The following is a 21,732-nucleotide window of genomic DNA, read 5'->3' as shown; positions in this document are numbered from 1 at the left end:
TACATATTTCATCTACTTGATTTATAGATTTTTTATTTTTTAGTGTGTTAAATAACAATGGCTTAGATATTCACTAAAAGTGCATTTTTATTGGCCTACAAGGTTGAACCTGCCGGCAAAACATGCAATTATTGCGAAAATTTAGCGTTACTATTCATCCCTCTAATCCATATCATTTCGATTAAGTAAGCAGGAGGCGGTTATGACAGTAGTAGACTATTCAATGCATAATGAGCGCTTCTCATGCTATTTCTCCTGTTTATCTGCTGTTAAGTTCCTTGTTACTTCCATGCGGTAAGGCTATCTGTCGCTCACTGTTAGGCATTATTAAAAATAGAGCTGGATCTCTGATTTTACTGATGTCTATTGGTCGATGCGAAGACCAGTTAACTCACTATTCTAGCTTCTATTTGAGCGAGTGATCGTGTGCGTAATAGATATCAATTTGCCGGCATTGCATAAAATCTTCACCTTATGCGATGTCATATACATGCCAAAATGGCAGCCTCATACCTGACCGTTTGAGAGTAAGTGACATGACACTATTAAAAATAGCAACAAGTGCTCGTTTGGCTTCTTATATAGAAAGCCAACGGGGAATGGTATACCTCAATCAAACTGATTTTACTGATGTTGCCGCTGTGGTGATGTCGGTTGAAGATGCCAATGCCGGTATATTGTCAAAGTTGCATGATCTGGGTTTTGCTATTCCTACTTTTGTTGCTGTCACGGCACAACAGACGGTTTCTGCCGATTATTTGCCTCTGATTAAGGGGATTATTACGCTCGGCGAAGCAAACAAAGCTTTTTACAATGCTCAGGTAGAGGCTGCCGCCAGTGAATATCAAAAAAATCTATTACCGCCATTTTTCTCAACATTGAAAAAATATGTCGAGATGAATAATTCAACTTTTGCTTGCCCAGGGCATCAGGGTGGCGAGTTTTTCCGTAAGCATCCTGCCGGTCGCCAGTTTTTTGAATTTTATGGCGAGACCATTTTCCGTTCAGATATGTGCAACGCAGACGTCAAACTGGGTGACTTGCTGATCCATGAAGGTGCAGCTAAAGATGCACAAAAATATGCAGCTAAGGTCTTCAATGCGGATAAAACCTATTTTGTTTTGAATGGTACATCGGCTGCGAATAAGGTCGTGACTAATGCCTTATTGACCCGTGGTGATTTGGTATTGTTCGATCGTAATAACCATAAATCCAACCATCATGGTGCGCTGATTCAGGCTGGGGCGACACCAATCTATTTGGAAACGGCCCGCAACCCGTTCGGTTTTATTGGTGGTATTGATGCTCATTGTTTCGACGAGCGTTATTTACGCCAGCAATTGCGGGACGTTGCGCCAGAAAGAGCAGAAGAGGCGCGGCCATTCAGATTGGCGATCATTCAGTTGGGTACCTACGATGGCACGGTGTATAACGCACGTCAGGTGGTTGATACTATTGGTCATTTGTGTGATTACATTCTGTTTGATTCTGCGTGGGTAGGTTACGAACAGTTTATTCCGATGATGAAGGATTTCTCACCGCTATTGCTGGATTTAAATGAAAATGACCCTGGGATTATTGTGACTCAGTCAGTGCACAAGCAGCAGGCTGGTTTCTCCCAAACCTCGCAGGTACATAAAAAAGATAATCATATCAAAGGGCAAAAACGGCACTGTAATCATAAACGTTTTAATAATGCATTTATGTTGCATGCCTCAACCAGCCCGTTCTACCCATTATTTGCTGCACTGGATATTAACGCCAAAATTCATTCTGGTGACAGTGGCCGCCGCATGTGGATGGATTGTGTCAAGTTGGGCATCGATACGCGTAAACTATTATTAGAACGCTGCTCAATGTTGCGGCCATTTATTCCTCCCACTGTCGGTGGTAAAAATTGGCAAGATTACGATACGGACGTTATTGCTAATGACACACGTTTCTTTAATTTTGTGCCTAATGAACGTTGGCATGGCTTTGAAGGGTATAACCAAGACCAATATCTGGTTGATCCTTGTAAGTTATTACTGACGACACCGGGTATTGATGCTAACAGCGGCCAATATACCCAATTTGGTGTTCCGGCAGCGATACTGGCTACCTTCTTGCGTGAAAATGGCATTGTGCCGGAAAAATGCGATCTGAATTCAATTTTGTTCCTGCTAACACCGGCAGAAAATCCAGCAAAAATGGCACATCTGGTTGATATGCTAGCTCAGTTTGAGCGCTACGTGGAGCAAGATGCTTTATTGTGTGATGTATTACCAACGATATACCGTAAGAATGAAGAGCGCTATCGCGGCTATACTCTACGCCAGTTATGTCAAGAAATGCATGATCTCTATGTCAGCTATGATGTTAAACAACTGCAAAAGGATATGTTCCGCAAAGCCAGCTTACCGCCGGTATTAATGAACCCGCAAGATGCCAATATCCAGTTTATTCGCGATAATATCGAGCTAATCCCTATTGCCGAGGCTGAAGGGCGCATTGCTGCTGAAGGCGCACTCCCTTATCCACCTGGCGTATTGTGCGTGGTGCCAGGTGAAATGTGGGGCGGGGCGGTACAGCGTTATTTCCTGGCGTTGGAAGAGGGGATTAATTTATTGCCCGGCTTCTCGCCTGAATTGCAGGGCGTTTATATCGAAAAAGGTGATGTAGAGTGGCGGCGTATCTTTGGTTATGTCATTACGCCGTAAACTGAAGTACTGATAGACAGCCAATGAGAGCATCGGCTGTCTATCAACAAGTTATTACAAATTAGGCTCATCAATAACCTAAATAGCGTGCGACTAAAACTGTGCCGGAAATCAGCAATAAGATATTTATTAATCGGATAAGCTGGTCGCGACTTATCCCTAAACTGATTTTATTGGCGATAACCAAACCAACTAACATCCCCGGTACCAACAGTAGTACCATCCATAAAATAGATAGGTCCATGTAGACCCCTGCCAGCGTAAACAAAATAACTCGCGTGAGGGTACTCAGGCCGATAAGCGTGGTCTGGGTAATCCGCAAATTATCTTTGCTGGCTATTCTACCGGATAAATAAATAGCATAGATAAACCCACCGCTGCCAAATAGCGCACTGAAGATACCGCCAATCAAGCCAAAAGGAATGGCGGCAACAGGTTTGAATTGCCCTTGTGGTTTACGCCGGCTAAGGGCGTAAATGGCATATAAAATGACAAATATGCCGAGCGCCAGTAGCAAAATATCAGGGCGAGTACGTAGCAGTAACGTCGCGCCGATCAGACTACCAATAATCATTAGTGGGACTAATCGCTTAAGTTCAGCAAGGTCGGCATGACGGCTATGGCGAGCTACATTGGTAATGGCTGCAAACATATCGACAATTGCCAATAATGGGACAATCTTAGCGACAGGAATAAATAGCGCTAATATCGGACTGGCAATTAATGCAGAACCAAATCCTGTAATACCAAAGATGATATAAGCGATGACCATAGTGGAGAAGATTACCACCATTTCAAACAGGGTAAGTCCAAAGTCCATTTGTTCAATCTGCCGATAGTAGGGATAGGATGATTAGCCATACTATAAACATTTTATTGAGAATGGTTGTTATTCAAATGTGCACTTTTGTCAGGCGATCACACTTTAGACATAAAAATGACACTGTGGGTGGAGCCTGCCATTTCAGTTTCCCTTCGTTGGCGTTGCAGGGGGGATTAGCCACCTGCAACGCCAATTTCTTTGGCTATAAAATCCGCTATTAAACAAAACTAGTGGCGGCGATAACTCTTCTGCGCGCTGTTCACTTTCACCAGATAACGGCGAGATTCGCCTGAAGGGTGTTTAGTGGTCAGCGTTTGGAATACATCACCAGGAGCCATATTGTTGATAATATTAACAGCCTGGTTCTTATCGCTGGAGAATACCCGCAATACGCTACCTGCTCCGCCGTTATAAGAGGTAATAACAGCATAACGCCGTGAGGTGGCATTCTGAATTCCGCCTAGATAGGTATTTTGCAGAATTGACAGATATGCCGTACCGGCATCAATATTATTTTCTGGATCAAACAGATAGCTACGGCTTGGCTGGCCACTTTTGCCCTTCATTTTGAACACATCTCGCCCGGCAGTATGCTGCACAACTTGCATCAGACCCAACGCATCAGAGCCACTGACCGCATATGGGTTGAAGCTAGATTCTGTTTGCATAATTGCCAGGATCAATGACTCTTCGACGCCATAACGCTCCGCTGACTGGCGCACCAGTGGCAGGTATTTATGGGCACGTTGATCCAGATGGTTAGGGACCAATTGCAAGGTGACCGACCAGATAACATGCAGGCCGGAAGTGCGTTTTTGCATTCTGGTTTGTAGCAGATAATCAGCAAAATGGGCCGCGCGCCATTCCCAACGGATCGGCTGGCCATTGTTATCTAGCACCTGCCCATAGAGGAAGGGCTCTTTACTGATCTGAATATCGTTAACATCCGAATAGAGGTCGATAGAGCCAGGATCATCACCCATTAAAAGTGTGGTAATAATCGCCTGACGCAAGTGAGCCGCCGGATCTGTCGTGGCAATGGTTTCAACCGTAATCGTACCGGCATCGAAGTTGATATGGCTGCGGGTTTGATATTGATCCGTATACTTAACGTAATCTTTTGGACCCGCGATTAAGACTTCTTTTAATCCCCAAATATTTTCAATGTTATGGGCAAATTGGCCCATTAAAATCTCAAAACCGTTGGTATCTTTGACATAGGCTTCGTTTTCTGTTTGATTCTTATTGCCTGAGCAAGACACTAACAATGGTGCAATTATCAGCAAAGCTAAAATTTTCTTCATCTTACAAGCCATATCTTGATGAGGAATAACAACGGGGCCAGCGCAGACCCCGTGTGGTTACTTACTCGGTGGAGTATAACCTTCAATATGAACATCCTGCCCTTCGAACAGAAAGTTAACCATCTCCTGCTCTAACAGTTTGCGGTCTTCCACATTCATCATGCTCAGTTTTTTCTCGTTAATCAGCATGGTTTGCTTGGTTATCCATTGTGACCAAGCTTCTTTTGATATTTCGTTATAGATACGTTTGCCAATCTCACCTGGATAGAGCTGAAAATCTTGCCCCTCAGCATCATGTTTTAAAAATGTGCAAAAAATTGTTCTGCTCATGCTAAATCCTCTTCTATGGCGCTATTCCCTTCATACTTGACGTTGCAGGGGATTAGCTATGTTGGTCACTCGGCTGTTTTGCCAACTGATGTAATAGGCGTTCAACTGGGGCCGCCAATCCTACCGCGGGTGGTTGAGCTAAGTTATACCAGAGACCTGCACCATCATCCATGCATCCACGGGATGACGCCGTATTCAGCCACATGGGGACAATATCCAGATGGAAGTGGCTGAAGGTATGACGAAAAGCAGTTAACTGCTGCAAACTGCTGCTGGCAATACTTTGTTGCTGCAACCAACGCTCCAGTTCGGCTGGTTCAGAAAATTGCGGGAAGCAAAATAGACCACCCCATAGACCTACTGGCGGGCGCTGTTCGAGCCATACCTGCGATCCGTTTTGCATCAACAAAAAGTAAGCTGTTTTTTCCGGTAACGTCTGTTTGGGTTTTTTACCGGGGTAGCGCGCCCAACTGTGATTAGCATAAGCCATACAACCGGTATTCAGTGGGCAAAGCTCACACTTGGGCTTAGAACGGGTGCACACCGTGGCACCTAAATCCATCATCGCCTGATTAAACTGACCTACGCCTTTGGCTGGCGTAACATCTTCACTGATTTGCCACAGGCGGCCTTCGACTTCCTTTTTACCGGGCCATCCCTCAACAGCGTAACAACGGGCCAGCACTCGTTTGACGTTACCATCTAAAATAGGAAAATGTTTCCCTAATGAGAGCGACAAAATAGCGCCCGCAGTTGAGCGCCCAATCCCCGGCAGTGCGAGAATCTCGTCAAAAGTAGTAGGGAACTCGCCTTGATGGCGTTCAACAACCGTTTGGGCGGCTTTATGCAGATTTCTGGCACGGGCGTAGTAACCCAGCCCGGTCCATAAATGCAGAACTTCATCCAACGGTGCCGCAGCCAACGCACTGATATCAGGGAAGCGCAACATAAAACGTTGGAAATAGGGAATGACGGTCGCAACCTGAGTCTGTTGCAACATCACTTCTGACAACCATACCTGATAAGGTGTTTTATCCAATTGCCACGGCAAGGTTTTGCGACCAAAGCGTTGGTACCACTCAAGTACCTCGTGCGCGAACTGTTGCGCTTGCATCATAAGTTGGTATCAATATCCGGCAGGTAATAAATTAGAGCTGGATTGCAGCATAGAGTTCTCACCCTGTAAACCCCCTTCGTACTTGAAGCGACAACTGTGTTAGCCGCACTCACGCACCCGAATCACTGACTTTAATCGGCCACTTTGGTTATATCTACGTTATTTACTGCTTAATTTTGTACTTATGGCGCCCAGAGTTGATAAACTACCGTATCTTTGCATAATGCGCGTTCACATACGCAATCAACAGACAGAAAGTACCATGATAAATGACGTCATATCCCCGGAATTTGATGAAAACGGCCGAGCCATGCGCCGTATTCGTAGTTTTGTCCGTCGTCAGGGGCGGCTGACCAAAGGTCAACAACTGGCGCTAGATAGCTACTGGCCGGTGATGGGCGTGGAATATCAAGCAACGCCGGTTGATGTAAACGCCTTGTTTGGCCGCGAAGCTCCGGTGGTACTGGAAATCGGTTTCGGCATGGGGACTTCACTGGTGACCATGGCTGCCAGTAATCCGCAGCAGAATTTTCTGGGGATAGAAGTGCATTCTCCGGGGGTTGGTGCTTGTTTGGGGGCTGCTCACGAGGCGGGACTAAGCAACTTGCGGATTATGTGTCATGACGCGGTTGAAGTGCTGGAAAATATGATTCCAGATGCTTCACTGGATATGGTACAGCTATTCTTCCCTGACCCATGGCACAAAGCGCGCCATAATAAGCGTCGTATCGTCCAGACGCCTTTTGTTGAATTGGTGAGAAGTAAATTAAAAGTGGGTGGCGTGTTCCATATGGCGACCGACTGGCAACATTATGCGGAACATATGCTGGAAGTGATGTCAGGTGTAAACGGATACCGCAACCTTTCAGAACAAAATGATTATGTTCCTCGTCCGGACTCGCGTCCGCTGACAAAATTTGAATTACGTGGCCAGCGTCTGGGACATGGCGTTTGGGATCTGATGTTTGAGAGGAAAGAATAATGGCTAACAATCGTAGTCGTCGTTTACGCAAGAAGATGCATATCGACGAGTTTCAGGAATTGGGTTTCTCCGTACAGTGGACCTTCCCTGAAGGGACTGGTGTTGATGTAATTGATGAAACTGTCGATGCTTTTATCGATGAAGTCATTGAAGCCAATGGTCTGGCATTTGATGGTAGTGGCTACTTGCAGTGGGAAGGTTTGATTTGCCTGCAAGAGATCGGTCATTGCACTGATGAGCACCGTGCATTGGTTACTAAATGGCTGGAAGCTCGCAAGTTGAAAAATGTAGAAACCAGTGAATTATTTGATATCTGGTGGGATTGATCTTCCGGTTTAACGGCAGATAATTAATAAGGGCGCCTAAGCAGGCGCCTTTGTTTTTATCAGGCATGGCTAGTGGAAGCTGTTACTAAGTTCTATTGGGAGCATTTTTTTGGCAAAAATTTTAGAGGTAGCAACAATCTTAAATAATGCCTTACTGGCAGATATCTTACAGCAGGTTCGCCCGCTGATTGGTCAGGGGAAGGTTGCTGATTATATTCCCGCATTAGCGGAGGTCGCGGCAGATAAGCTGGGCATTGCTGTGTGTACGCTGGATGGCGAGATTTTTCAAGCCGGAGATGCTGATGAACGCTTCTCTATCCAATCAATTTCGAAAGTGTTAAGTCTGACTCTGGCATTATCCCGTTACGGCGAGCAAGAGGTGTGGCAGCGGGTAGGCAAAGAGCCCTCCGGCCAGCCCTTTAACTCACTGGTTCAGCTAGAATTAGAGAAAGGTAAACCACGCAATCCTTTTATTAATCCAGGGGCGCTGGTGGTATGCGATATGTTACAAAGCCGCTTGAGTGCGCCGAAACAGCGGATGTTGGAAGTGGTGCGCCAGCTCGTGAGCGATGATAGCATCAGCTACGATCCTCGAGTGGCTCGTTCTGAGTTTGAACATTCAGATCGTAACGCGGCTATCGCATATCTGATGAAGTCTTTTGATAATTTTGATAACGATGTGCTGACGGTACTGCAGACCTATTTCCACTACTGCGCCCTGCGCATGAGCTGTGTCGAACTGGCTCGCTGTTTTGTCTATCTGGCGAATCAGGGGCGCAGTATTGGTAGGCATAGCCCGCTGATTACGCCGATACAGGCGCGGCAAATTAATGCCTTGATGATTACCAGTGGCATGTACGATGGGGCGGGTGAATTTGCCTTCCGCGTTGGTATGCCGGGCAAATCTGGGGTAGGTGGTGGCATTATCGCCATTGTGCCGGATGAGTTGTGTATTGCGGTGTGGTCACCAGAATTGGACCATGCGGGGAACTCTCTTGCCGGAACTGCTGCCTTAGAGCTATTGGCACAGCGGATTGGCCGCTCCATTTTTTAAAACAGCGCTTCAGGAGTCTTATGTTACATAAAATGAAAGCATTACGAACGGCAGCCCTGACGGTATTGATGCTGACTGCCGGACAGGTGCAAGCTGAATATCAGTGCAGTGTAAAACCGCAGGATGATGTGATTATCAGCCCGCAATCTGTGCAGATAGTGGGAGCCAGCGGTAATTTGCAGATTTCGCCTGATGGCGATGTTACCCGTAATGGTAAAACACTGACGCTGACCGACGCGCAGCGCCAACAGGCGTTCCGCTACCAGACTGCGTTGCGCAAAGATTTGCCGTGGATAGATCAGGGCGCGCAACAGCATCTTGAAAAAGCACGAGTTTCTTTGGATAAAGTGATTGTTCAACAACTGGGGAGCAGCAGTAATGTGCGCAACCGGCTCACCACATTGAATGATCAACTAAAGCAACAGATGAACCGTATCATTGAGAAACGTAGCGATGGTTTAACCTTCCATCATCAGGCCATCGATCAGGTAGAAAAAGATGGTCGCCAGTTGGTACAGCAAAGTATGGGCGGTGTGTTGCAAGATAGCTTGAACGAGATGGGGGTTAAGCAGGCGACTAGTGGTAGTGGCGGTAATAATCCGTTGCAAGCCATTATGGGCAATTTGGGTGGGTTACAACAGGCTATTCAGAACGAATGGAATAATCAGGAACAGGAGTTCCAGCAGTTTGGCCATGAAGTCTGTGGGCGGGTGACGACACTGGAGCAGCAGCGTAAGGATTTACTTAAGGCGCTGAACTAAATCCCCTTAATATTCAATCCATTGGGGGTTAGCTAAAGCAGGTTTAGGCTGTGGGCTTCGCCTGAACCTGCTTTTTTACGCATTAGATTTACAAAAACAGTTCTAGCAGTGAATTAAGGAATAATTTTCCTTTCTCGGTAATCTGCCAGTACTCCTCTGTTTCGATTAAATACCCTTTGGCCAATGCCTCGTCTAACTGTGGGCGAATAGTGCTTTCAGCCAGACCAGTGAAGTGGTAGAAATCTGCCCGTGGTGCGGCTTCTAATAACCGGAAACGGTTCATAAAGAACTCAAAAGGCCGGTCAGCCGTTTCCACTTCATACTGTTTATCCAGATATTTACCCTGCATGAAGCCACGGGGATGTTTGGTCTTTATCGTCCGTAGGATGCGGCCATCGCTAAACGTGACTTTACCGTGCGCCCCGCAGCCAATTCCCAGATAATCACCAAAGCGCCAGTAATTGAGGTTATGTTGGCATTGGTAGCCCGGTTTGGCATAGGCCGAGGTTTCATACTGCTGATATCCGGCAGCAGTAAGTAATTGATGTCCTTGCTGGAAAATATCCCACAGTGCATCGTCATCGGGCAAAACCGGCGGGCGTGAACTAAAACCAGTATTAGGTTCAATCGTCAGTTGATACCAAGATAAATGTGGCGGATCCAGTGCGATAGCTTGGCGCAAATCATCCAGCGCCTCTTCCAGTGTTTGATCAGGCAAGCCGTGCATTAAATCCAGATTAAAGCTACGTAAATTCAGTGAGGTTGCCAGCTCTGCGGCTCGTTTAGCTTCATCTGGCCCATGAATCCGCCCAAGACGCGTTAATTTCTGTGCGCTAAAGCTTTGTACGCCGATGGAGATACGGTTAATACCGGCGCGTTGATAGCCGCTGAAGCGGTCAGCTTCGACAGCGCCTGGGTTTGCTTCCATGGTGATTTCAGCACCGGCTGCAAGGGGTAATCTGGCACGCACACCATCAAGCAGTTGTTGCATCGCTGCGGCACTGAGTAAACTCGGGGTGCCACCACCAATAAAAATAGTGCTAATTTCACGACCACTGGCCAGTGGTACGTCGGCATCAAGATCCGCTAATAAGTGCTCTACATATTCCTGATGAGGAACATCACCTTTCAGTGCATGAGAGTTAAAGTCACAGTAAGGGCACTTCTGCACACACCAGGGAATATGAATATAGAGACTGAGCGGAGGTAACTTAAGCATTACGCAGCGCATCCAGCATCAGTTTCAGCGCCTGACCACGGTGTGATACTGCGTGTTTTTCTTCACGAGTTAATTCTGCAGCGGTTTTACCCAACTCTTTTACATAAAAAATTGGGTCATAGCCAAATCCTGCCTCCCCTACGGGGTGGTGAGCAATCACTCCCGGCCATTGGCCGTGAAACACTAAAGGTGTTGGGTCTTCAGCATGGCGCATATAGACCAGCACGCAGTGGAATTGGGCACCACGTTGTGCATCAGGGGTATCTTTCAACGCCACTAGCAGTTTTTCGAGGTTATCTTGATCACTGGCATCAGTACCCGCGAAGCGTGCGGAGTAAATCCCTGGTGCGCCACCTAGCGCATCAACAGCAAGGCCCGAGTCATCGGCGATAGCAGGCAAACCGGTAATTTGTGCGGCATGGCGCGCTTTTAATATGGCATTTTCGATAAAAGTTAAGCCAGTTTCATCGGCGGATTCTACGCCTAGTTCGGTTTGTGCGACCACATCCAAACCAAAATCGGCTAGCAAATTTGCCAACTCACGCACTTTGCCGGGGTTACCGGTGGCTAATACTATTTTTTGCATGGAGGGATCCTGAATTTTATTAGAGCTGACAGTTATTCTTGCGGAAGTCTCTATCACTCGAGCAGTGCCGCAACTTCTGGCGGGATCTGTTGCGGATTAACAATTTTGATCTGTTTGTGCCGCCCCTGTTCACCTTTTTCGATAACTACCTGGCTTTTCGCTACCCGAAATTGTTTAGCGATAAACTTGATCAAGTGGGTATTAGCTTGGCCATCTACCGGTGGGGCGGTAATGGCGATTTTCAGTTCATCGCCATGTAAACCGACTATCTGATCACGGCTGGCTTTGGGCTGAATATATAGCCTCAGAACCAGCCCGTCCAGCAAGGGTGTTACTGCACTCACAGCATAACCCAAAGCTCGCCTAACATATCCATACCTAAGAAGTTGATCAGATACAGGATAAGAATAACGATCATCGCCGAAAAATCGATACCGCCCATGGCAGGCAAGATGCGGCGAATCGGAGCCATTAAAGGCTCAGTCAACTGATACAGCAGATAGTCCATTGGACTACGGCCCTGACTCACCCAACTCATCAATGCACGGATAATCATTACCCAGAAAATCAGGTAACCGGCAGCTTTAAACAGTGCAATAACACCAAACAGCAGATTATAAGGGTTGAGTGAGATAGCACCGCTACCAATCAGCAGCAACAGTGGGAACTTAATGGTCATCAGCAGGTATGCCAGCAGCAGTGATGCGCTGTCGATTGGCCCCATGGAAGGAATGATCCGACGCAATGGACCAATAATCGGCTGGGTAATTTTCACCACAAATTGTGAAAATGGGTTGTAGAAATCGCTGTGAACCCACTGCATCCAGATACGCAACAGCAGTACCATCACATACAGGTCAATGACCGTTTTGGCCAAAAAAGTCAGCGTTAGCATGAGTTGCTTTAGTCCTTATCCTTAATATTGGATATACACAAATAGAGAATCTATCAGCGTACTTTATAAGCCCCTATCTTAACGAGAAAGCAATAAGGGTAGTGTCGGATTTTGTAAATTTTGTCGTAGTTAGAACAGCTTTTCCATTTCTTTCGCCCGTTTGATAGCGGCTTGCATGGCGCTGGCAACAGTTTCTGGTAAATGCTGCTCGTTAAATACCCTAATTGCCTCGGCCGTCGTCCCTCCTTTCGAGGTCACCTGTTCACGTAGTGTCGAAAGTGGCAATTGCGGGTTAGCTTCCACGAGTGCAGTCGCTCCAGAGGCGGCTTGTTGCACCAGTAGGCGTGCGGTTTCACTATCAAAACCTAACCGTTCGGCTTCCTGTTGCATTGCTTCCATAAACAGGAAGAAATAGGCCGGTGCACTGCCTGCTGCGGCAATAACGTTGTTGATGCCGTTTTCATCATTCACCCAACAGACTTTTCCTACTGAGCTCATCAGCGAGGCGGTAAAGTTACGATCGTCCTGTGAAACCTGCTCTGGTGCATATAGGCCGCTCATCCCTTTACCCACCAGAGATGGGGTATTAGGCATAATACGCACCAAATTGAGTTTATCCCCCAATAGCGCATAGAAACGTGCAACCTGAATACCCGCAGCAATGGAAAGTACCAGTTTGCCGGTGAAATCGACATTATCTCGCAATGCCTGACATACATCGGCCATTAATTGAGGTTTAACCGCTAAGACGATCACCCCAGCCTTTTGTGCTTGAGCGTTATTATCATCACTACTGATGACACCAAATTCAGCGGCCAGAGCATCACGATTTTTAGCTGAAGGTGCGCAAACGCTGATCATTTTAGCGGGATAACCACCGGCAACCAACCCTGCAATAATTGCGCGAGCCATATTGCCAGCGCCAATGAATGTTATGTTGCGATGTTGCATCAATTTCTCCTATGCCCTTGGTACTTAAAGCCGCAGCCCGAAGGTGTTAATTAACATTAGCGGCTCTGACGCTAATGACTCTGGGGGTTAAGCGCGGGTACCAAAAATGGCGGTACCAATACGCACTAATGTACTTCCGGCACTAATAGCGGCTGCCATATCATCTGTCATGCCCATAGAAAGCGTATCCATCTGAGGGTAGCTGGCTTTTAAAGTCAAGAAAGCCTGATGCATTTGCTCAAATACCGCCAGTTGTCGCGGATAATCGCTTTCCGGTGCCGGAATAGCCATCAATCCGCGTAAATTCAGGTTAGGCAGCTCACTAATACTGGCTGCTAATGCGGATAGCTCTGTTAAGGCAATCCCGGATTTACTTTGTTCATCACTGATATTGACCTGAATCAGTACGTTCAGTGCGGGCATTGCAGCTGGGCGCTGAGTGCTTAGGCGCTGCGCTATCTTCAGCCGATCAACGGTATGACACCAGGCAAAATTTTCTGCCACTAACCGGCTTTTATTGGATTGCAGCGGGCCAATAAAGTGCCATTCAAGATCGGCGCTATTGGCAAAGTAGTGGATTTTATCTACCCCTTCCTGCACATAGTTTTCACCAAAAGCATATTGCCCTGCCACGATGGCTTCTTCGATAGCGCTCACAGGTTTGGTTTTACTAACTGCAAGCAATGTCACTTCTTCTGGAGAGCGTGCGCAATTGTGTGCAACTGTTGCGATCCGCGCTCTGACATCCTGTAGATTCTGCTCAATTGTGCTCATATGGACCCAGGAGTTTGATATGGATTTCACCAGTCTGGATGATAAAAACACAGACCAGGATAACCCTGTATTTAGCGATGGCACAGCTAAATGCATTGACTTAGAAAGCCCCGAACATACCGATGATGGCTTTGATGAACAGGACTTCGCAAATAAGGTGGCGGCTAGTGTAAATCATAACGCATCGGATCTGCACCTTTGTACCGGTTATCACCCGGTATTACGTATTGATGGCGTACTGAAAACCTTCACTCACTGGCCACGGGTGAGTGTCAACTGGCTCAATAAGCTCAGTCGGCACTTATTAAGCGAGGCGCAGCATCGCCGATTGCGGGAAATGGGGCAGGTGGATTGTGCTTATACGACAATTAGTGGACAACGGCTACGGGCTAATATTTTTCAGCAACAGCAGGGGCAATCGGTAGCTTTTCGTATTATCTCTGCGGCATGCCCATCACTAGAGGAGTTGAATGTCCCACCGATTATTCACCAACTCGTTGAGCAAGATAATGGGTTGATTCTGGTTACCGGTGCGACAGGCAGTGGTAAGTCCACGACATTAAGCGCGATGATCAGTGCCATCAATCAGCATCAGGCTCGTCATATCATTACGCTTGAAGATCCGATTGAGTTTGTTCATAGCAGTCTTTCATGTTTGATCCAGCAACGGGAGCTGGGGAGCCATACCCAATCTTTTAGTCATGCCTTAACTGGAGCATTGCGTCAGGATCCCGATATCATTTTGTTGGGTGAGTTACGTGATCTGGATACGATTCGTTTAGCTCTGACTGCCGCTGAAACGGGGCATTTGGTGCTGGCTACGCTACATACTCGTACAGCCACACAGGCAATTGATCGGCTGGTTGATGTTTTCCCTGCGGCAGAGAAAGCCACTATTCAGGCACAATTGGCAGCGAGCTTACGTGCGGTTATCGCACAAAAGTTATGTAATAAAACAGCCGGTGGGCGCATTGCCGTTTTTGAAATTCTGATACAAACCACTGCCGTCAGCCATTTGATTCGTGAAGGTAAATCCTATCAGCTCCCGAATGTGATACAAGCTGGTGCGCAATCGGGGATGCAAACCTTTGAGCAAGGGATGGTACAGCGGGAGAAGCAGGGGATATTGGCAGAGCATAATGTTAGTCAATTAACATAGCGCCGCTAACCAACAGTAAGTTATTCGGGTGAATGAGAGCCGCGAACACTGCCACGGCTCCAAGTAAGAAGGGTAATTATGCTGACGGGATCTGCTGAGTAATACAGTGAATATTCCCCCCACCGAGCAGGATCTCGCGGGCGGGAACACCGGTAATAACAAAGTCTGGGAACATCTGCTGCAACAGATCTTGCGCCACGCCATCGGTACGATCATCTAACAACGGGTAAATAATTTGTTGGTTACTGATCAAAAAGTTGACGTAAGAGCCAGCCAGTCGTTCACCAGCGGTACGGGGAACCGCATCGGTGGATAGCACATCGAAAGTCTCTTCTTCGGTGTTATACAGCGGGCCGGGAGCTGGTAGTTTCCAGATTTTTAGCTTGCGGCCTTTGGCATCAACCGCATTGGATAACACATCAAAAGCAGCAACTGATCGTGCGTACTGTGGATCCTGTTGATCGTCGGTCCAATGTAGGGCAACTTCACCCGGGCGAACAAAACAGCACATATTGTCGATATGACCATCAGTTTCATCGTTATAGACGCCATCTTGCAACCAGATGAAGTGTGTAACACCCAGGTATTCACGCAATAACTGTTCAATCTGCACTTGATTCAGATGCGGATTGCGGTTTGGATTCAGCAAACATTCAGCGGTGGTTAGCAGAGTGCCTTCACCATCGGTATGAATCGAACCACCTTCTAATACCAGTGGGGCGCTGTAATGGGCGTTATGCAGGAAGTCACTCACTTGAACGGCAACTTTCTCATCTTGTTGCCAGTTGGCATACAGGCCACCGTTAAGGCCGCCCCATGCGTTGAACTGCCAATCCACAGCGCGGCGTTCACCGCTACCGTTAATCACCATCGTCGGGCCGGTGTCACGCATCCAGGCATCATCACTGGCCATTTCGACCAATGTTACGTTAGCAGGTAGGGTTGCTTTAGCCTGAGCCATAAATTCAGCTGGCACGCCCATAAATACGGGGGTTGTACCGCTGATGGCCTCAGCGACTTTGGCAAACGTCTGCTGAGCGGGAGTCCCATTGCCACGCCAGTTATCTTGACGATATGGCCACAGCATCCAGACCGCATCCTGCTTTGCCCACTCGGCAGGCATAAAGAAGCCATCCTGCTGCGGTGTGCCGGGCAGGGCTTGTGAAGCTGAAGCTTGTAAAATCGCATCTTGTGCAGACATAAATTATCTCCGGGTCTTGCCGTCAGAAGTGGCTAAAGCTTGATACATTTCTGGGCGGCGATCGCGGAACAAGCCCCATGAAGCGCGCTGGGCAGCGATTTCTTGTAAATCAAATTCATGTACCAAAACAGCCTCATCCGTTTTGTTGGCCTGAGCCAGCAGAGCGCCAGTCTGGTCAGCAATGAACGAGGATCCGTAGAAGGTCATTTCCAGGCCCGCTATAAATTTACTTTTCTCGGTACCGATACGGTTAGATGCAATTACGGGCACCAGGTTTGCAGCGGCGTGGCCCTGCTGTACGCGGGTCCAGTGTGGTTGGCTATCGATTTCAGGATAGGCCGGTTCAGAACCAATCGCGGTCGGGTAGAAGATGATTTCCGCACCAAGCAGTGCCAGACTACGGGCCGTTTCCGGGAACCACTGATCCCAACAGATGCCAACGCCTACTTTGGCATAACGGGTTTGCCAGACTTTAAAACCGGTATCGCCTGGAATAAAGAATTGTTTTTCCTGATAAGCCGGGCCGTTAGGAATATGGGTCTTACGGTATACATCTAACACCGAGCCATCAGCATCAATCATAACCAGCGAGTTATAATAAGCATTGTTGGCTTTCTCAAAGAAGCTCAGCGGTAACACCACTTCCAACTCGGCTGCCAGCTTGGCGAAGTGCTTAATTAACGGGCTACTATCCAGCTCTTGGGCCAGTGCATAGTGTTCCGGGCTTTGATCAATACAGAAATAAGGTGCGGCAAACAGCTCCTGAATCAGGATAATCTGTGCACCTTTGGCATGCGCTTGACGTACCAGTTTCTCGGCATTTTCAATGTTCTTAGGCAGGTCCCAAGAGCAAGCCATTTGAGTCGCAGCAACAGTCACTTTAGTCATGAGAAAACCTCAATAAATGTAAAAAACACCCGCATGGGGTGTGCAATATTTGAGCCGCTGATTGGCATAGGTTCAGTATACAATCCTGTGGGTACAGGTGTCACGATATGCGGGGGATTGCCAAACCAGACGGTGGAAACATAATCTGGGTAACCGTATCTGAAGCTGAATAAAAACCTATTCAGCCAGCCTGTTCATCAAACCAACTTTCCAGAATAATGACCGCAGATGCAGCATCGACACTGCCTTTATCCAAAGCACGGTAGCCGCCACTGTCAAATAAGTTGGCGCGGGCTTCTACGGTGCTGAGGCGTTCATCCTGTAAGGCTATTTGTACACCAAAGCGGCCATGTAAGCGGTTGGCAAACCTGCGCGCGCGGGTAGTTAGGGGTTGCTCGGTGCCATCCATATTCAGCGGCAGCCCGACAACCACTAAATCAGGTTGCCACTCTTTCAGCAGTTTTTCGACTTTCTGCCAGTCTGGCGTGCCATCCTGCGCTTTAAATGACGTTAGCGCGCGGGCAGTGCCGGTCACTTCTTGGCCAATAGCTACGCCGATACTTTTAGTCCCAAAATCAAAGGCAACAATCGTGCGATTAGCCATTAGGCGTGTCCTGCTTGCGGAGCAATATTAAAGATATTGATACCCAACTTGTTGGCCGCAGCTTGCCAACGTTCTGCAATTGGCGTGTGGAATAGAATGTTAGTATCAGCCTCAATCGTCAACCAGGTGTTATCCAGCAATTCCTGCTCTAGTTGCCCCTTTTGCCAGCCTGCATAACCCAATGCCACCAGTAGATTTTTAGGTTGTTCTGGCGTCCCTAGGGTCTCCAGTACATCTTTGGAGGTGGTTATCATCGTATCGGCTGAGATAGGAATACTGGAGCCGAATCCTTCCCGTGGTGAATGTAGGATAAACCCCCGATCCTCTGCCAGTGGCCCACCGGTTAATACCGGTTTATCCAGACGTATCGCCGGATCCCGTGGTGAAGGGCTGATTTTCAGTTTTTCCAGCACAGTTTCTACCGTGAACTGTTCCATAGGTTTGTTTATCACTAAGCCCATTGCGCCCTCTTGGTTATGCTCGCAGATGTAAATAACCGAGCGCATAAATAGGGGGTCCTGAAGTGAAGGCATAGCGATAAGAAAATGATGCTGTAAATTCATTATGTTATATAGGGGATTCGCTGAGTTAAGGGGTGAACTTTTGTCAGTATGCGGATAAATGCCAATAAAGTCACGGATCCCCTTCGTCCTTGAAGCCGCAGGGGTGTTGGCTACGTTCATGCACCCGAATCACTTGACTGCGTAAGCTCATCGGGATTAATGAGCCTCATCCTTGAGGCTCACCCTGCGGGCTTGCATAAATGCTGTTCAAATCGGTTCCCGACCGATTTGTTACTCTCTTACCGCCTGCCTGCAACACCCATGACTTTGGGGAGGGTATCGAGTTTATTTATTAGCTAACCGCGCTTCAATTGCATCCATCAGCATTTTGGTAATGGACACATCCGGGAAGGCAGCTTCAATTTCACGGATGCAGGTCGGACTGGTGACATTAATTTCAGTCAGACGATCGCCGATAATATCTAACCCGACGAAAATTAAGCCTTTCTGCTTCAGTACCGGTGCGACAGCGCGGGCAATCGCCCAGTCGCTCTCACTGAGTGGACGGGCTTCGCCTCGGCCGCCGGCTGCCAGATTACCCCGGGTTTCACCTTGCGCCGGGATACGTGCCAGGCAGTAAGGCACCGGCTCGCCGTCAACCACCAAGACCCGTTTATCGCCTTCTTTGATGGCTGGCAGGAAGTTCTGTGCCATGCAGAATCGGCTGCCCAATTCGGTCAGAGTTTCAATAATCACCGACAAGTTAGGATCATCTTGTTTCACACGGAAGATTGAGGTCCCCCCCATACCATCCAGCGGTTTCAGAATGATATCACCGTGTTTTTGATGGAATTTACGAATGCGGTCTTTATTGCGGCTGACCAGAGTATCCGGCGTTAATTCAGGGAACCAGGCGGTAAACAGCTTCTCATTACAGTCACGCAGGCTCTGCGGCTTGTTCACTACCAGTGTGCCCTTATCTTCTGCGCGCTCCAGAATATAGGTGGCGTAGATGAATTCAGTATCAAACGGCGGATCTTTGCGCATCAGGATGACATCAAGGTCGTGCAGGGGGATATCCTGTTCAGCGCCGAAGCTGAACCAACTCTCTTTATCCTGTTTTACGCTGAGTAGACGGGTACTGGCTCGGCCTTCACCACCCTGTAAGTACAGGTCGCCCATCTCCATGTAATGCAGTTCCCAACCACGGCGCTGTGCTTCCAATAGCATGGCGAAGCTGGAGTCTTTCTTGATATTAATGGACGAGATTGGGTCCATTACGATGCCGAGCTTGATCATTCTTCTCTCCTAATGGGAACGAATTTTATCCCAGATCACCAAACCGCACCTGTAAAGCAGTGATTGCGGTAAGAGCTGTAGTTTCGGTACGTAGAACTCGTGGACCTAGCAGGATATCAGTAAATCCAAGGCGCGAGGTCATGGCAATTTCATCGGCAGAGAGGCCGCCCTCCGGGCCAATCAACAAACGCACTTTATTGAGCGTCGGGGGAAGGGTATTGATGCTATTACTGGCGCGCGGATGTAGATTCAGTTTCAGGCTATCATCCTGCTCAGCACACCAGTCTGATAGTTGCATGGCGTTGCGGATTTCCGGGATCCTATTGCGGCCACACTGCTCGCAGGCAGCGATAGCAATTTTCTGCCACTGCTGGAGTTTCTTCACTAAACGCTCGCCATCGAGCTTAACCCCACAACGTTCAGAAAACAGCGGGGTAATCACATTGACACCCAGCTCAATCGATTTCTGCACGGTAAATTCCATTTTCTCGCCCCGGGAGATCACCTGACCCAAATGTAAGCTCAGTGGTGATTCACGGTCTTCCAATTGCCCTTCACCAAGCCGAACCCGCAGATTCTTTTTATCTGAGCGGACAATTTCGGCAGCGAAGACCTGATTGCTACCATCAAATAGTTGCAGGCTTTGCCCCTCAACCATACGGAGCACGCGGCCTACATGATTGGCTGCCTCATCGCTCAACGCCAGTTCGGTATTCGCCTGCAAAGGCTGTGGATGATAAATGCGGGGTATGCGCATGGGTTGCTCTAAGTCCTGAAACGAAAACATACCGCGCAGCGAGTGGTGCCACGCGAAATAAATAAGTGCCTAAGGAGACCAGAGGCAGGGAAGTATCAGCCCATATACTAGATTAGCCTTTTTGCTGCTGGCAAGCCCGTTGTACATAAGGGTTATGATTACCCTGAGCTTTCGCTATCCGCTCATCACGCTGGCATTCCCAGTTGGTGACAGGGTACTGGCGGTTCCAGACCTCAAACAGCTTGTTTTGTTGGCTGGAAAGCCGCAGTTGATATTGATCGCGCATATAAAAATAGGTGCGGGCAATTGCTCCGCGAGCACGCACTGGCGGCTCTGCCAGTTTATTTTTAAAATCAATTTTCATATCACATTGACCGTATTGGCCCTGGCTGCCATTCCATTGGGAATACATGAAGTTATTGCGGTCACCATTCACTTCGCCAATAGCCGGTTGCAGATTATGCAGATCAGTTTCTATTTGGCGATAGATGGGATCTTTAGTGCAGTTTTTGCGGCCACCTTGTTGCCAGCATTGGCGCTGGTGGCCAAATTGCCAAGCCGGAACTACATGCTCCCACTCAATCCTTGCTGCTCGCTGGGCGTTTTTTCTTGGTTGATAGCCGCAACTTTTCAGGTCAGGAATACCTTTCTTACCTTGCCAATCAATTTTGCATCCGCAGTAAAAACTGCCGGGTGCATCCTGATTAATTTTTACAGCGACCGCTTTGGCTTGAGAAAAGTTATTAATGCTTTGACTGTGACTGACCAGAGGAAGCAACGAGGAGGATAAAACCAGCAAGAATAGAATATTGCGTAACATATCTCAAAACAGCCCGATGATGAAAAGCAGGCAGGTTATAGATAATACTGATGGATAGCAAATTAACATGCTGTTTTATAACAAGTAACACCAATTCCTAACAGCTTTTTAGCGCGCTAAATTGCAGCTTTTCACCACAGTGGCGGCAGCGATATTCGCTCTCGCCGCGCTGTACTTTATTGTGGCGGCGAATGGTTAAAGCATGTTGCTGGCATTTGCACTGATAATTGAAGGTCTTACTGCGCACCGAGGCGACCTCAAACTGGTGAGTGCGGCTGGCGGGGACTTGCAATACCTGCTCCATCATCCAGCGCCACTCTTTACCATGGGGAGCAACCCGGCCAAATTGGCGATAAACCAGCAAGTGAGCCAGTTCGTGCGGCACCACTTCCTCGATAAAGTCCTGCTGATTTTCCAGTAATAATACAGGGTTAAGACGAATTTCGAAGGATTGCAGATAGGCACTACCCGCGCTAGTGCCGCGTTGATGATAATTGATTTTCGGCTCCGAGTAGGCGGTGCCAAGATGTAGATTCGCTAACTGCAATTTGTGGCGCAGGCAGCGCATAACGGCTTGCTGTAACGCGATTGGGATTCGTTGTGTACTCATATCGCCGAAGAATAAAACGGTCGATAAGCAGATGCAAGCCAGTAGGCAGGACTATTTTTAGTATATTATT

The 21,732-nt window shown here is 47.9% G+C and carries 24 protein-coding genes; 6 read left to right on the top strand and 18 right to left on the bottom strand.

Features of this window, described 5'->3' with window-relative positions; all coding sequences use genetic code 11:
* Nucleotides 1-536: 536 nt before the first annotated feature.
* Nucleotides 537-2,699, top strand: a complete 2,163-nt coding sequence (gene speF / locus V1952_RS10570; protein WP_372560617.1) for an ornithine decarboxylase SpeF — start codon at nucleotides 537-539, stop codon at nucleotides 2,697-2,699.
* A gap of 70 nt (nucleotides 2,700-2,769) precedes the next feature.
* Here the strand turns inward: speF and V1952_RS10565 are convergent, their stop codons facing one another.
* From V1952_RS10565 to mutY, 4 genes are all read right to left on the bottom strand, one after another.
* Nucleotides 2,770-3,519, bottom strand: a complete 750-nt coding sequence (locus V1952_RS10565) for a sulfite exporter TauE/SafE family protein (protein ID WP_083162668.1) — start codon at nucleotides 3,517-3,519, stop codon at nucleotides 2,770-2,772.
* A 230-nt stretch (nucleotides 3,520-3,749) separates the two neighbouring features.
* On the bottom strand, nucleotides 3,750-4,826 hold the full coding sequence (gene mltC, locus V1952_RS10560; RefSeq protein ID WP_372560618.1) for a membrane-bound lytic murein transglycosylase MltC: 1,077 nt from the start codon (nucleotides 4,824-4,826) through the stop codon (nucleotides 3,750-3,752).
* Between the two features lie 57 nt (nucleotides 4,827-4,883).
* Nucleotides 4,884-5,156, bottom strand: a complete 273-nt coding sequence (locus V1952_RS10555) for an oxidative damage protection protein (protein WP_083162670.1) — start codon at nucleotides 5,154-5,156, stop codon at nucleotides 4,884-4,886.
* Between the two features lie 52 nt (nucleotides 5,157-5,208).
* On the bottom strand, nucleotides 5,209-6,273 hold the full coding sequence (gene mutY / locus V1952_RS10550; protein ID WP_420071520.1) for an A/G-specific adenine glycosylase: 1,065 nt from the start codon (nucleotides 6,271-6,273) through the stop codon (nucleotides 5,209-5,211).
* A 262-nt stretch (nucleotides 6,274-6,535) separates the two neighbouring features.
* Between mutY and trmB the strand changes: the two genes are divergently transcribed.
* The 4 genes from trmB to V1952_RS10530 all read left to right on the top strand — a co-directional run bounded on the left by trmB (nucleotide 6,536) and on the right by V1952_RS10530 (nucleotide 9,396).
* Nucleotides 6,536-7,255 (top strand): tRNA (guanosine(46)-N7)-methyltransferase TrmB, encoded by a 720-nt coding sequence (trmB, locus tag V1952_RS10545; RefSeq protein ID WP_372560620.1) that lies wholly within the window; start codon nucleotides 6,536-6,538, stop codon nucleotides 7,253-7,255.
* Nucleotides 7,255-7,581, top strand: coding sequence for a YggL family protein (locus V1952_RS10540; RefSeq protein WP_372560621.1), 327 nt, complete (start codon nucleotides 7,255-7,257; stop codon nucleotides 7,579-7,581). Before trmB ends, V1952_RS10540 begins: the two co-directional genes overlap by 1 nt.
* Before the next feature lie 109 nt (nucleotides 7,582-7,690).
* Nucleotides 7,691-8,635 (top strand): glutaminase B, encoded by a 945-nt coding sequence (glsB, locus tag V1952_RS10535; protein WP_372560622.1) that lies wholly within the window; start codon nucleotides 7,691-7,693, stop codon nucleotides 8,633-8,635.
* Nucleotides 8,636-8,655: 20 nt separating this feature from the next.
* Nucleotides 8,656-9,396, top strand: a complete 741-nt coding sequence (locus V1952_RS10530) for a DUF2884 domain-containing protein (RefSeq protein ID WP_372560623.1) — start codon at nucleotides 8,656-8,658, stop codon at nucleotides 9,394-9,396.
* A gap of 88 nt (nucleotides 9,397-9,484) precedes the next feature.
* On the opposite strand, the gene hemW is transcribed toward V1952_RS10530, so the two are convergent.
* From hemW to V1952_RS10500, 6 genes are all read right to left on the bottom strand, one after another.
* Entirely contained in the window at nucleotides 9,485-10,615 is a 1,131-nt protein-coding gene (gene hemW, locus V1952_RS10525) for a radical SAM family heme chaperone HemW (protein WP_372560624.1), read from the bottom strand.
* Entirely contained in the window at nucleotides 10,608-11,201 is a 594-nt protein-coding gene (locus V1952_RS10520) for an XTP/dITP diphosphatase (RefSeq protein WP_372560625.1), read from the bottom strand. The genes hemW and V1952_RS10520 overlap by 8 nt, the downstream gene beginning before the upstream one ends.
* 53 nt (nucleotides 11,202-11,254) lie before the next feature.
* A complete protein-coding gene (yggU, locus tag V1952_RS10515; protein WP_083164094.1) occupies nucleotides 11,255-11,545 on the bottom strand; it encodes a DUF167 family protein YggU in 291 nt (96 codons plus the stop codon).
* Nucleotides 11,542-12,096: a YggT family protein gene (locus V1952_RS10510; protein WP_083162683.1), complete on the bottom strand. Its 555-nt coding sequence runs from the start codon at nucleotides 12,094-12,096 to the stop codon at nucleotides 11,542-11,544. Before V1952_RS10510 ends, yggU begins: the two co-directional genes overlap by 4 nt.
* A gap of 129 nt (nucleotides 12,097-12,225) precedes the next feature.
* Nucleotides 12,226-13,047: a pyrroline-5-carboxylate reductase gene (gene proC, locus V1952_RS10505; RefSeq protein WP_372560627.1), complete on the bottom strand. Its 822-nt coding sequence runs from the start codon at nucleotides 13,045-13,047 to the stop codon at nucleotides 12,226-12,228.
* A gap of 87 nt (nucleotides 13,048-13,134) precedes the next feature.
* Complete coding sequence (locus V1952_RS10500; protein WP_420074721.1) at nucleotides 13,135-13,821, bottom strand: YggS family pyridoxal phosphate-dependent enzyme; 687 nt, start codon at nucleotides 13,819-13,821, stop codon at nucleotides 13,135-13,137.
* 19 nt (nucleotides 13,822-13,840) lie between these two features.
* Between V1952_RS10500 and V1952_RS10495 the strand changes: the two genes are divergently transcribed.
* A complete protein-coding gene (locus tag V1952_RS10495; protein WP_420074720.1) occupies nucleotides 13,841-14,980 on the top strand; it encodes a type IV pilus twitching motility protein PilT in 1,140 nt (379 codons plus the stop codon).
* Between the two features lie 76 nt (nucleotides 14,981-15,056).
* Here V1952_RS10495 and aguA read toward each other — a convergent pair whose 3' ends face one another.
* From aguA to V1952_RS10455, 8 genes are all read right to left on the bottom strand, one after another.
* The gene (gene aguA / locus V1952_RS10490) at nucleotides 15,057-16,181 is read right to left on the bottom strand and encodes an agmatine deiminase (RefSeq protein ID WP_420074719.1); all 1,125 of its coding nucleotides are present in this window, start codon (nucleotides 16,179-16,181) and stop codon (nucleotides 15,057-15,059) included.
* 3 nt (nucleotides 16,182-16,184) lie between these two features.
* Nucleotides 16,185-17,069, bottom strand: coding sequence for an N-carbamoylputrescine amidase (aguB, locus tag V1952_RS10485; RefSeq protein ID WP_083162691.1), 885 nt, complete (start codon nucleotides 17,067-17,069; stop codon nucleotides 16,185-16,187).
* Between the two features lie 181 nt (nucleotides 17,070-17,250).
* Nucleotides 17,251-17,673 (bottom strand): Holliday junction resolvase RuvX, encoded by a 423-nt coding sequence (gene ruvX, locus V1952_RS10480; protein WP_083162693.1) that lies wholly within the window; start codon nucleotides 17,671-17,673, stop codon nucleotides 17,251-17,253.
* Nucleotides 17,673-18,236 carry a YqgE/AlgH family protein gene (locus V1952_RS10475; RefSeq protein ID WP_083162695.1) on the bottom strand — a complete coding sequence of 188 codons (564 nt, stop codon included), beginning with the start codon at nucleotides 18,234-18,236 and terminating at the stop codon, nucleotides 17,673-17,675. Before V1952_RS10475 ends, ruvX begins: the two co-directional genes overlap by 1 nt.
* A 285-nt stretch (nucleotides 18,237-18,521) precedes the next feature.
* Complete coding sequence (gene gshB, locus V1952_RS10470; RefSeq protein WP_372560631.1) at nucleotides 18,522-19,475, bottom strand: glutathione synthase; 954 nt, start codon at nucleotides 19,473-19,475, stop codon at nucleotides 18,522-18,524.
* Nucleotides 19,476-19,500: 25 nt separating this feature from the next.
* Nucleotides 19,501-20,232, bottom strand: a complete 732-nt coding sequence (gene rsmE, locus V1952_RS10465) for a 16S rRNA (uracil(1498)-N(3))-methyltransferase (RefSeq protein ID WP_372560632.1) — start codon at nucleotides 20,230-20,232, stop codon at nucleotides 19,501-19,503.
* Between the two features lie 112 nt (nucleotides 20,233-20,344).
* Nucleotides 20,345-21,052: a deoxyribonuclease I gene (gene endA, locus V1952_RS10460; protein ID WP_420071525.1), complete on the bottom strand. Its 708-nt coding sequence runs from the start codon at nucleotides 21,050-21,052 to the stop codon at nucleotides 20,345-20,347.
* A 97-nt stretch (nucleotides 21,053-21,149) separates the two neighbouring features.
* Complete coding sequence (locus tag V1952_RS10455) at nucleotides 21,150-21,662, bottom strand: SprT family zinc-dependent metalloprotease (protein ID WP_420074718.1); 513 nt, start codon at nucleotides 21,660-21,662, stop codon at nucleotides 21,150-21,152.
* Nucleotides 21,663-21,732 lie beyond the last annotated feature (70 nt).

Origin of the sequence: Yersinia sp. 2542 StPb PI (genome assembly GCF_048593855.1) — a bacterium.
In the GTDB taxonomy this organism is placed as follows: domain Bacteria; phylum Pseudomonadota; class Gammaproteobacteria; order Enterobacterales; family Enterobacteriaceae; genus Yersinia; species Yersinia enterocolitica_E.
The sequence above is the reverse complement of the archived record's forward strand: the minus strand, read 5'-3'. Positions and strand labels throughout refer to the sequence as shown.

What these genes read in the sequence shown, in the direction of transcription:
- hemW (WP_372560624.1), bottom strand. Translation starts at nt 10,615, where the DNA reads ATGCTTAAGTTACCTCCGCTCAGTCTCTATATTCATATTCCCTGGTGT.
- V1952_RS10520 (WP_372560625.1), bottom strand. Translation starts at nt 11,201, where the DNA reads ATGCAAAAAATAGTATTAGCCACCGGTAACCCCGGCAAAGTGCGTGAG.
- aguA (WP_420074719.1), bottom strand. Translation starts at nt 16,181, where the DNA reads ATGTCTGCACAAGATGCGATTTTACAAGCTTCAGCTTCACAAGCCCTG.
- mutY (WP_420071520.1), bottom strand. Translation starts at nt 6,273, where the DNA reads ATGATGCAAGCGCAACAGTTCGCGCACGAGGTACTTGAGTGGTACCAA.
- speF (WP_372560617.1), top strand. Translation starts at nt 537, where the DNA reads ATGACACTATTAAAAATAGCAACAAGTGCTCGTTTGGCTTCTTATATA.
- V1952_RS10495 (WP_420074720.1), top strand. Translation starts at nt 13,841, where the DNA reads ATGGATTTCACCAGTCTGGATGATAAAAACACAGACCAGGATAACCCT.
- V1952_RS10455 (WP_420074718.1), bottom strand. Translation starts at nt 21,662, where the DNA reads ATGAGTACACAACGAATCCCAATCGCGTTACAGCAAGCCGTTATGCGC.
- gshB (WP_372560631.1), bottom strand. Translation starts at nt 19,475, where the DNA reads ATGATCAAGCTCGGCATCGTAATGGACCCAATCTCGTCCATTAATATC.
- V1952_RS10540 (WP_372560621.1), top strand. Translation starts at nt 7,255, where the DNA reads ATGGCTAACAATCGTAGTCGTCGTTTACGCAAGAAGATGCATATCGAC.
- V1952_RS10565 (WP_083162668.1), bottom strand. Translation starts at nt 3,519, where the DNA reads ATGGACTTTGGACTTACCCTGTTTGAAATGGTGGTAATCTTCTCCACT.
- V1952_RS10555 (WP_083162670.1), bottom strand. Translation starts at nt 5,156, where the DNA reads ATGAGCAGAACAATTTTTTGCACATTTTTAAAACATGATGCTGAGGGG.
- endA (WP_420071525.1), bottom strand. Translation starts at nt 21,052, where the DNA reads ATGTTACGCAATATTCTATTCTTGCTGGTTTTATCCTCCTCGTTGCTT.
- V1952_RS10510 (WP_083162683.1), bottom strand. Translation starts at nt 12,096, where the DNA reads ATGCTAACGCTGACTTTTTTGGCCAAAACGGTCATTGACCTGTATGTG.
- trmB (WP_372560620.1), top strand. Translation starts at nt 6,536, where the DNA reads ATGATAAATGACGTCATATCCCCGGAATTTGATGAAAACGGCCGAGCC.
- mltC (WP_372560618.1), bottom strand. Translation starts at nt 4,826, where the DNA reads ATGAAGAAAATTTTAGCTTTGCTGATAATTGCACCATTGTTAGTGTCT.
- V1952_RS10530 (WP_372560623.1), top strand. Translation starts at nt 8,656, where the DNA reads ATGTTACATAAAATGAAAGCATTACGAACGGCAGCCCTGACGGTATTG.
- ruvX (WP_083162693.1), bottom strand. Translation starts at nt 17,673, where the DNA reads ATGGCTAATCGCACGATTGTTGCCTTTGATTTTGGGACTAAAAGTATC.
- proC (WP_372560627.1), bottom strand. Translation starts at nt 13,047, where the DNA reads ATGCAACATCGCAACATAACATTCATTGGCGCTGGCAATATGGCTCGC.
- aguB (WP_083162691.1), bottom strand. Translation starts at nt 17,069, where the DNA reads ATGACTAAAGTGACTGTTGCTGCGACTCAAATGGCTTGCTCTTGGGAC.
- rsmE (WP_372560632.1), bottom strand. Translation starts at nt 20,232, where the DNA reads ATGCGCATACCCCGCATTTATCATCCACAGCCTTTGCAGGCGAATACC.
- V1952_RS10500 (WP_420074721.1), bottom strand. Translation starts at nt 13,821, where the DNA reads ATGAGCACAATTGAGCAGAATCTACAGGATGTCAGAGCGCGGATCGCA.
- V1952_RS10475 (WP_083162695.1), bottom strand. Translation starts at nt 18,236, where the DNA reads ATGAATTTACAGCATCATTTTCTTATCGCTATGCCTTCACTTCAGGAC.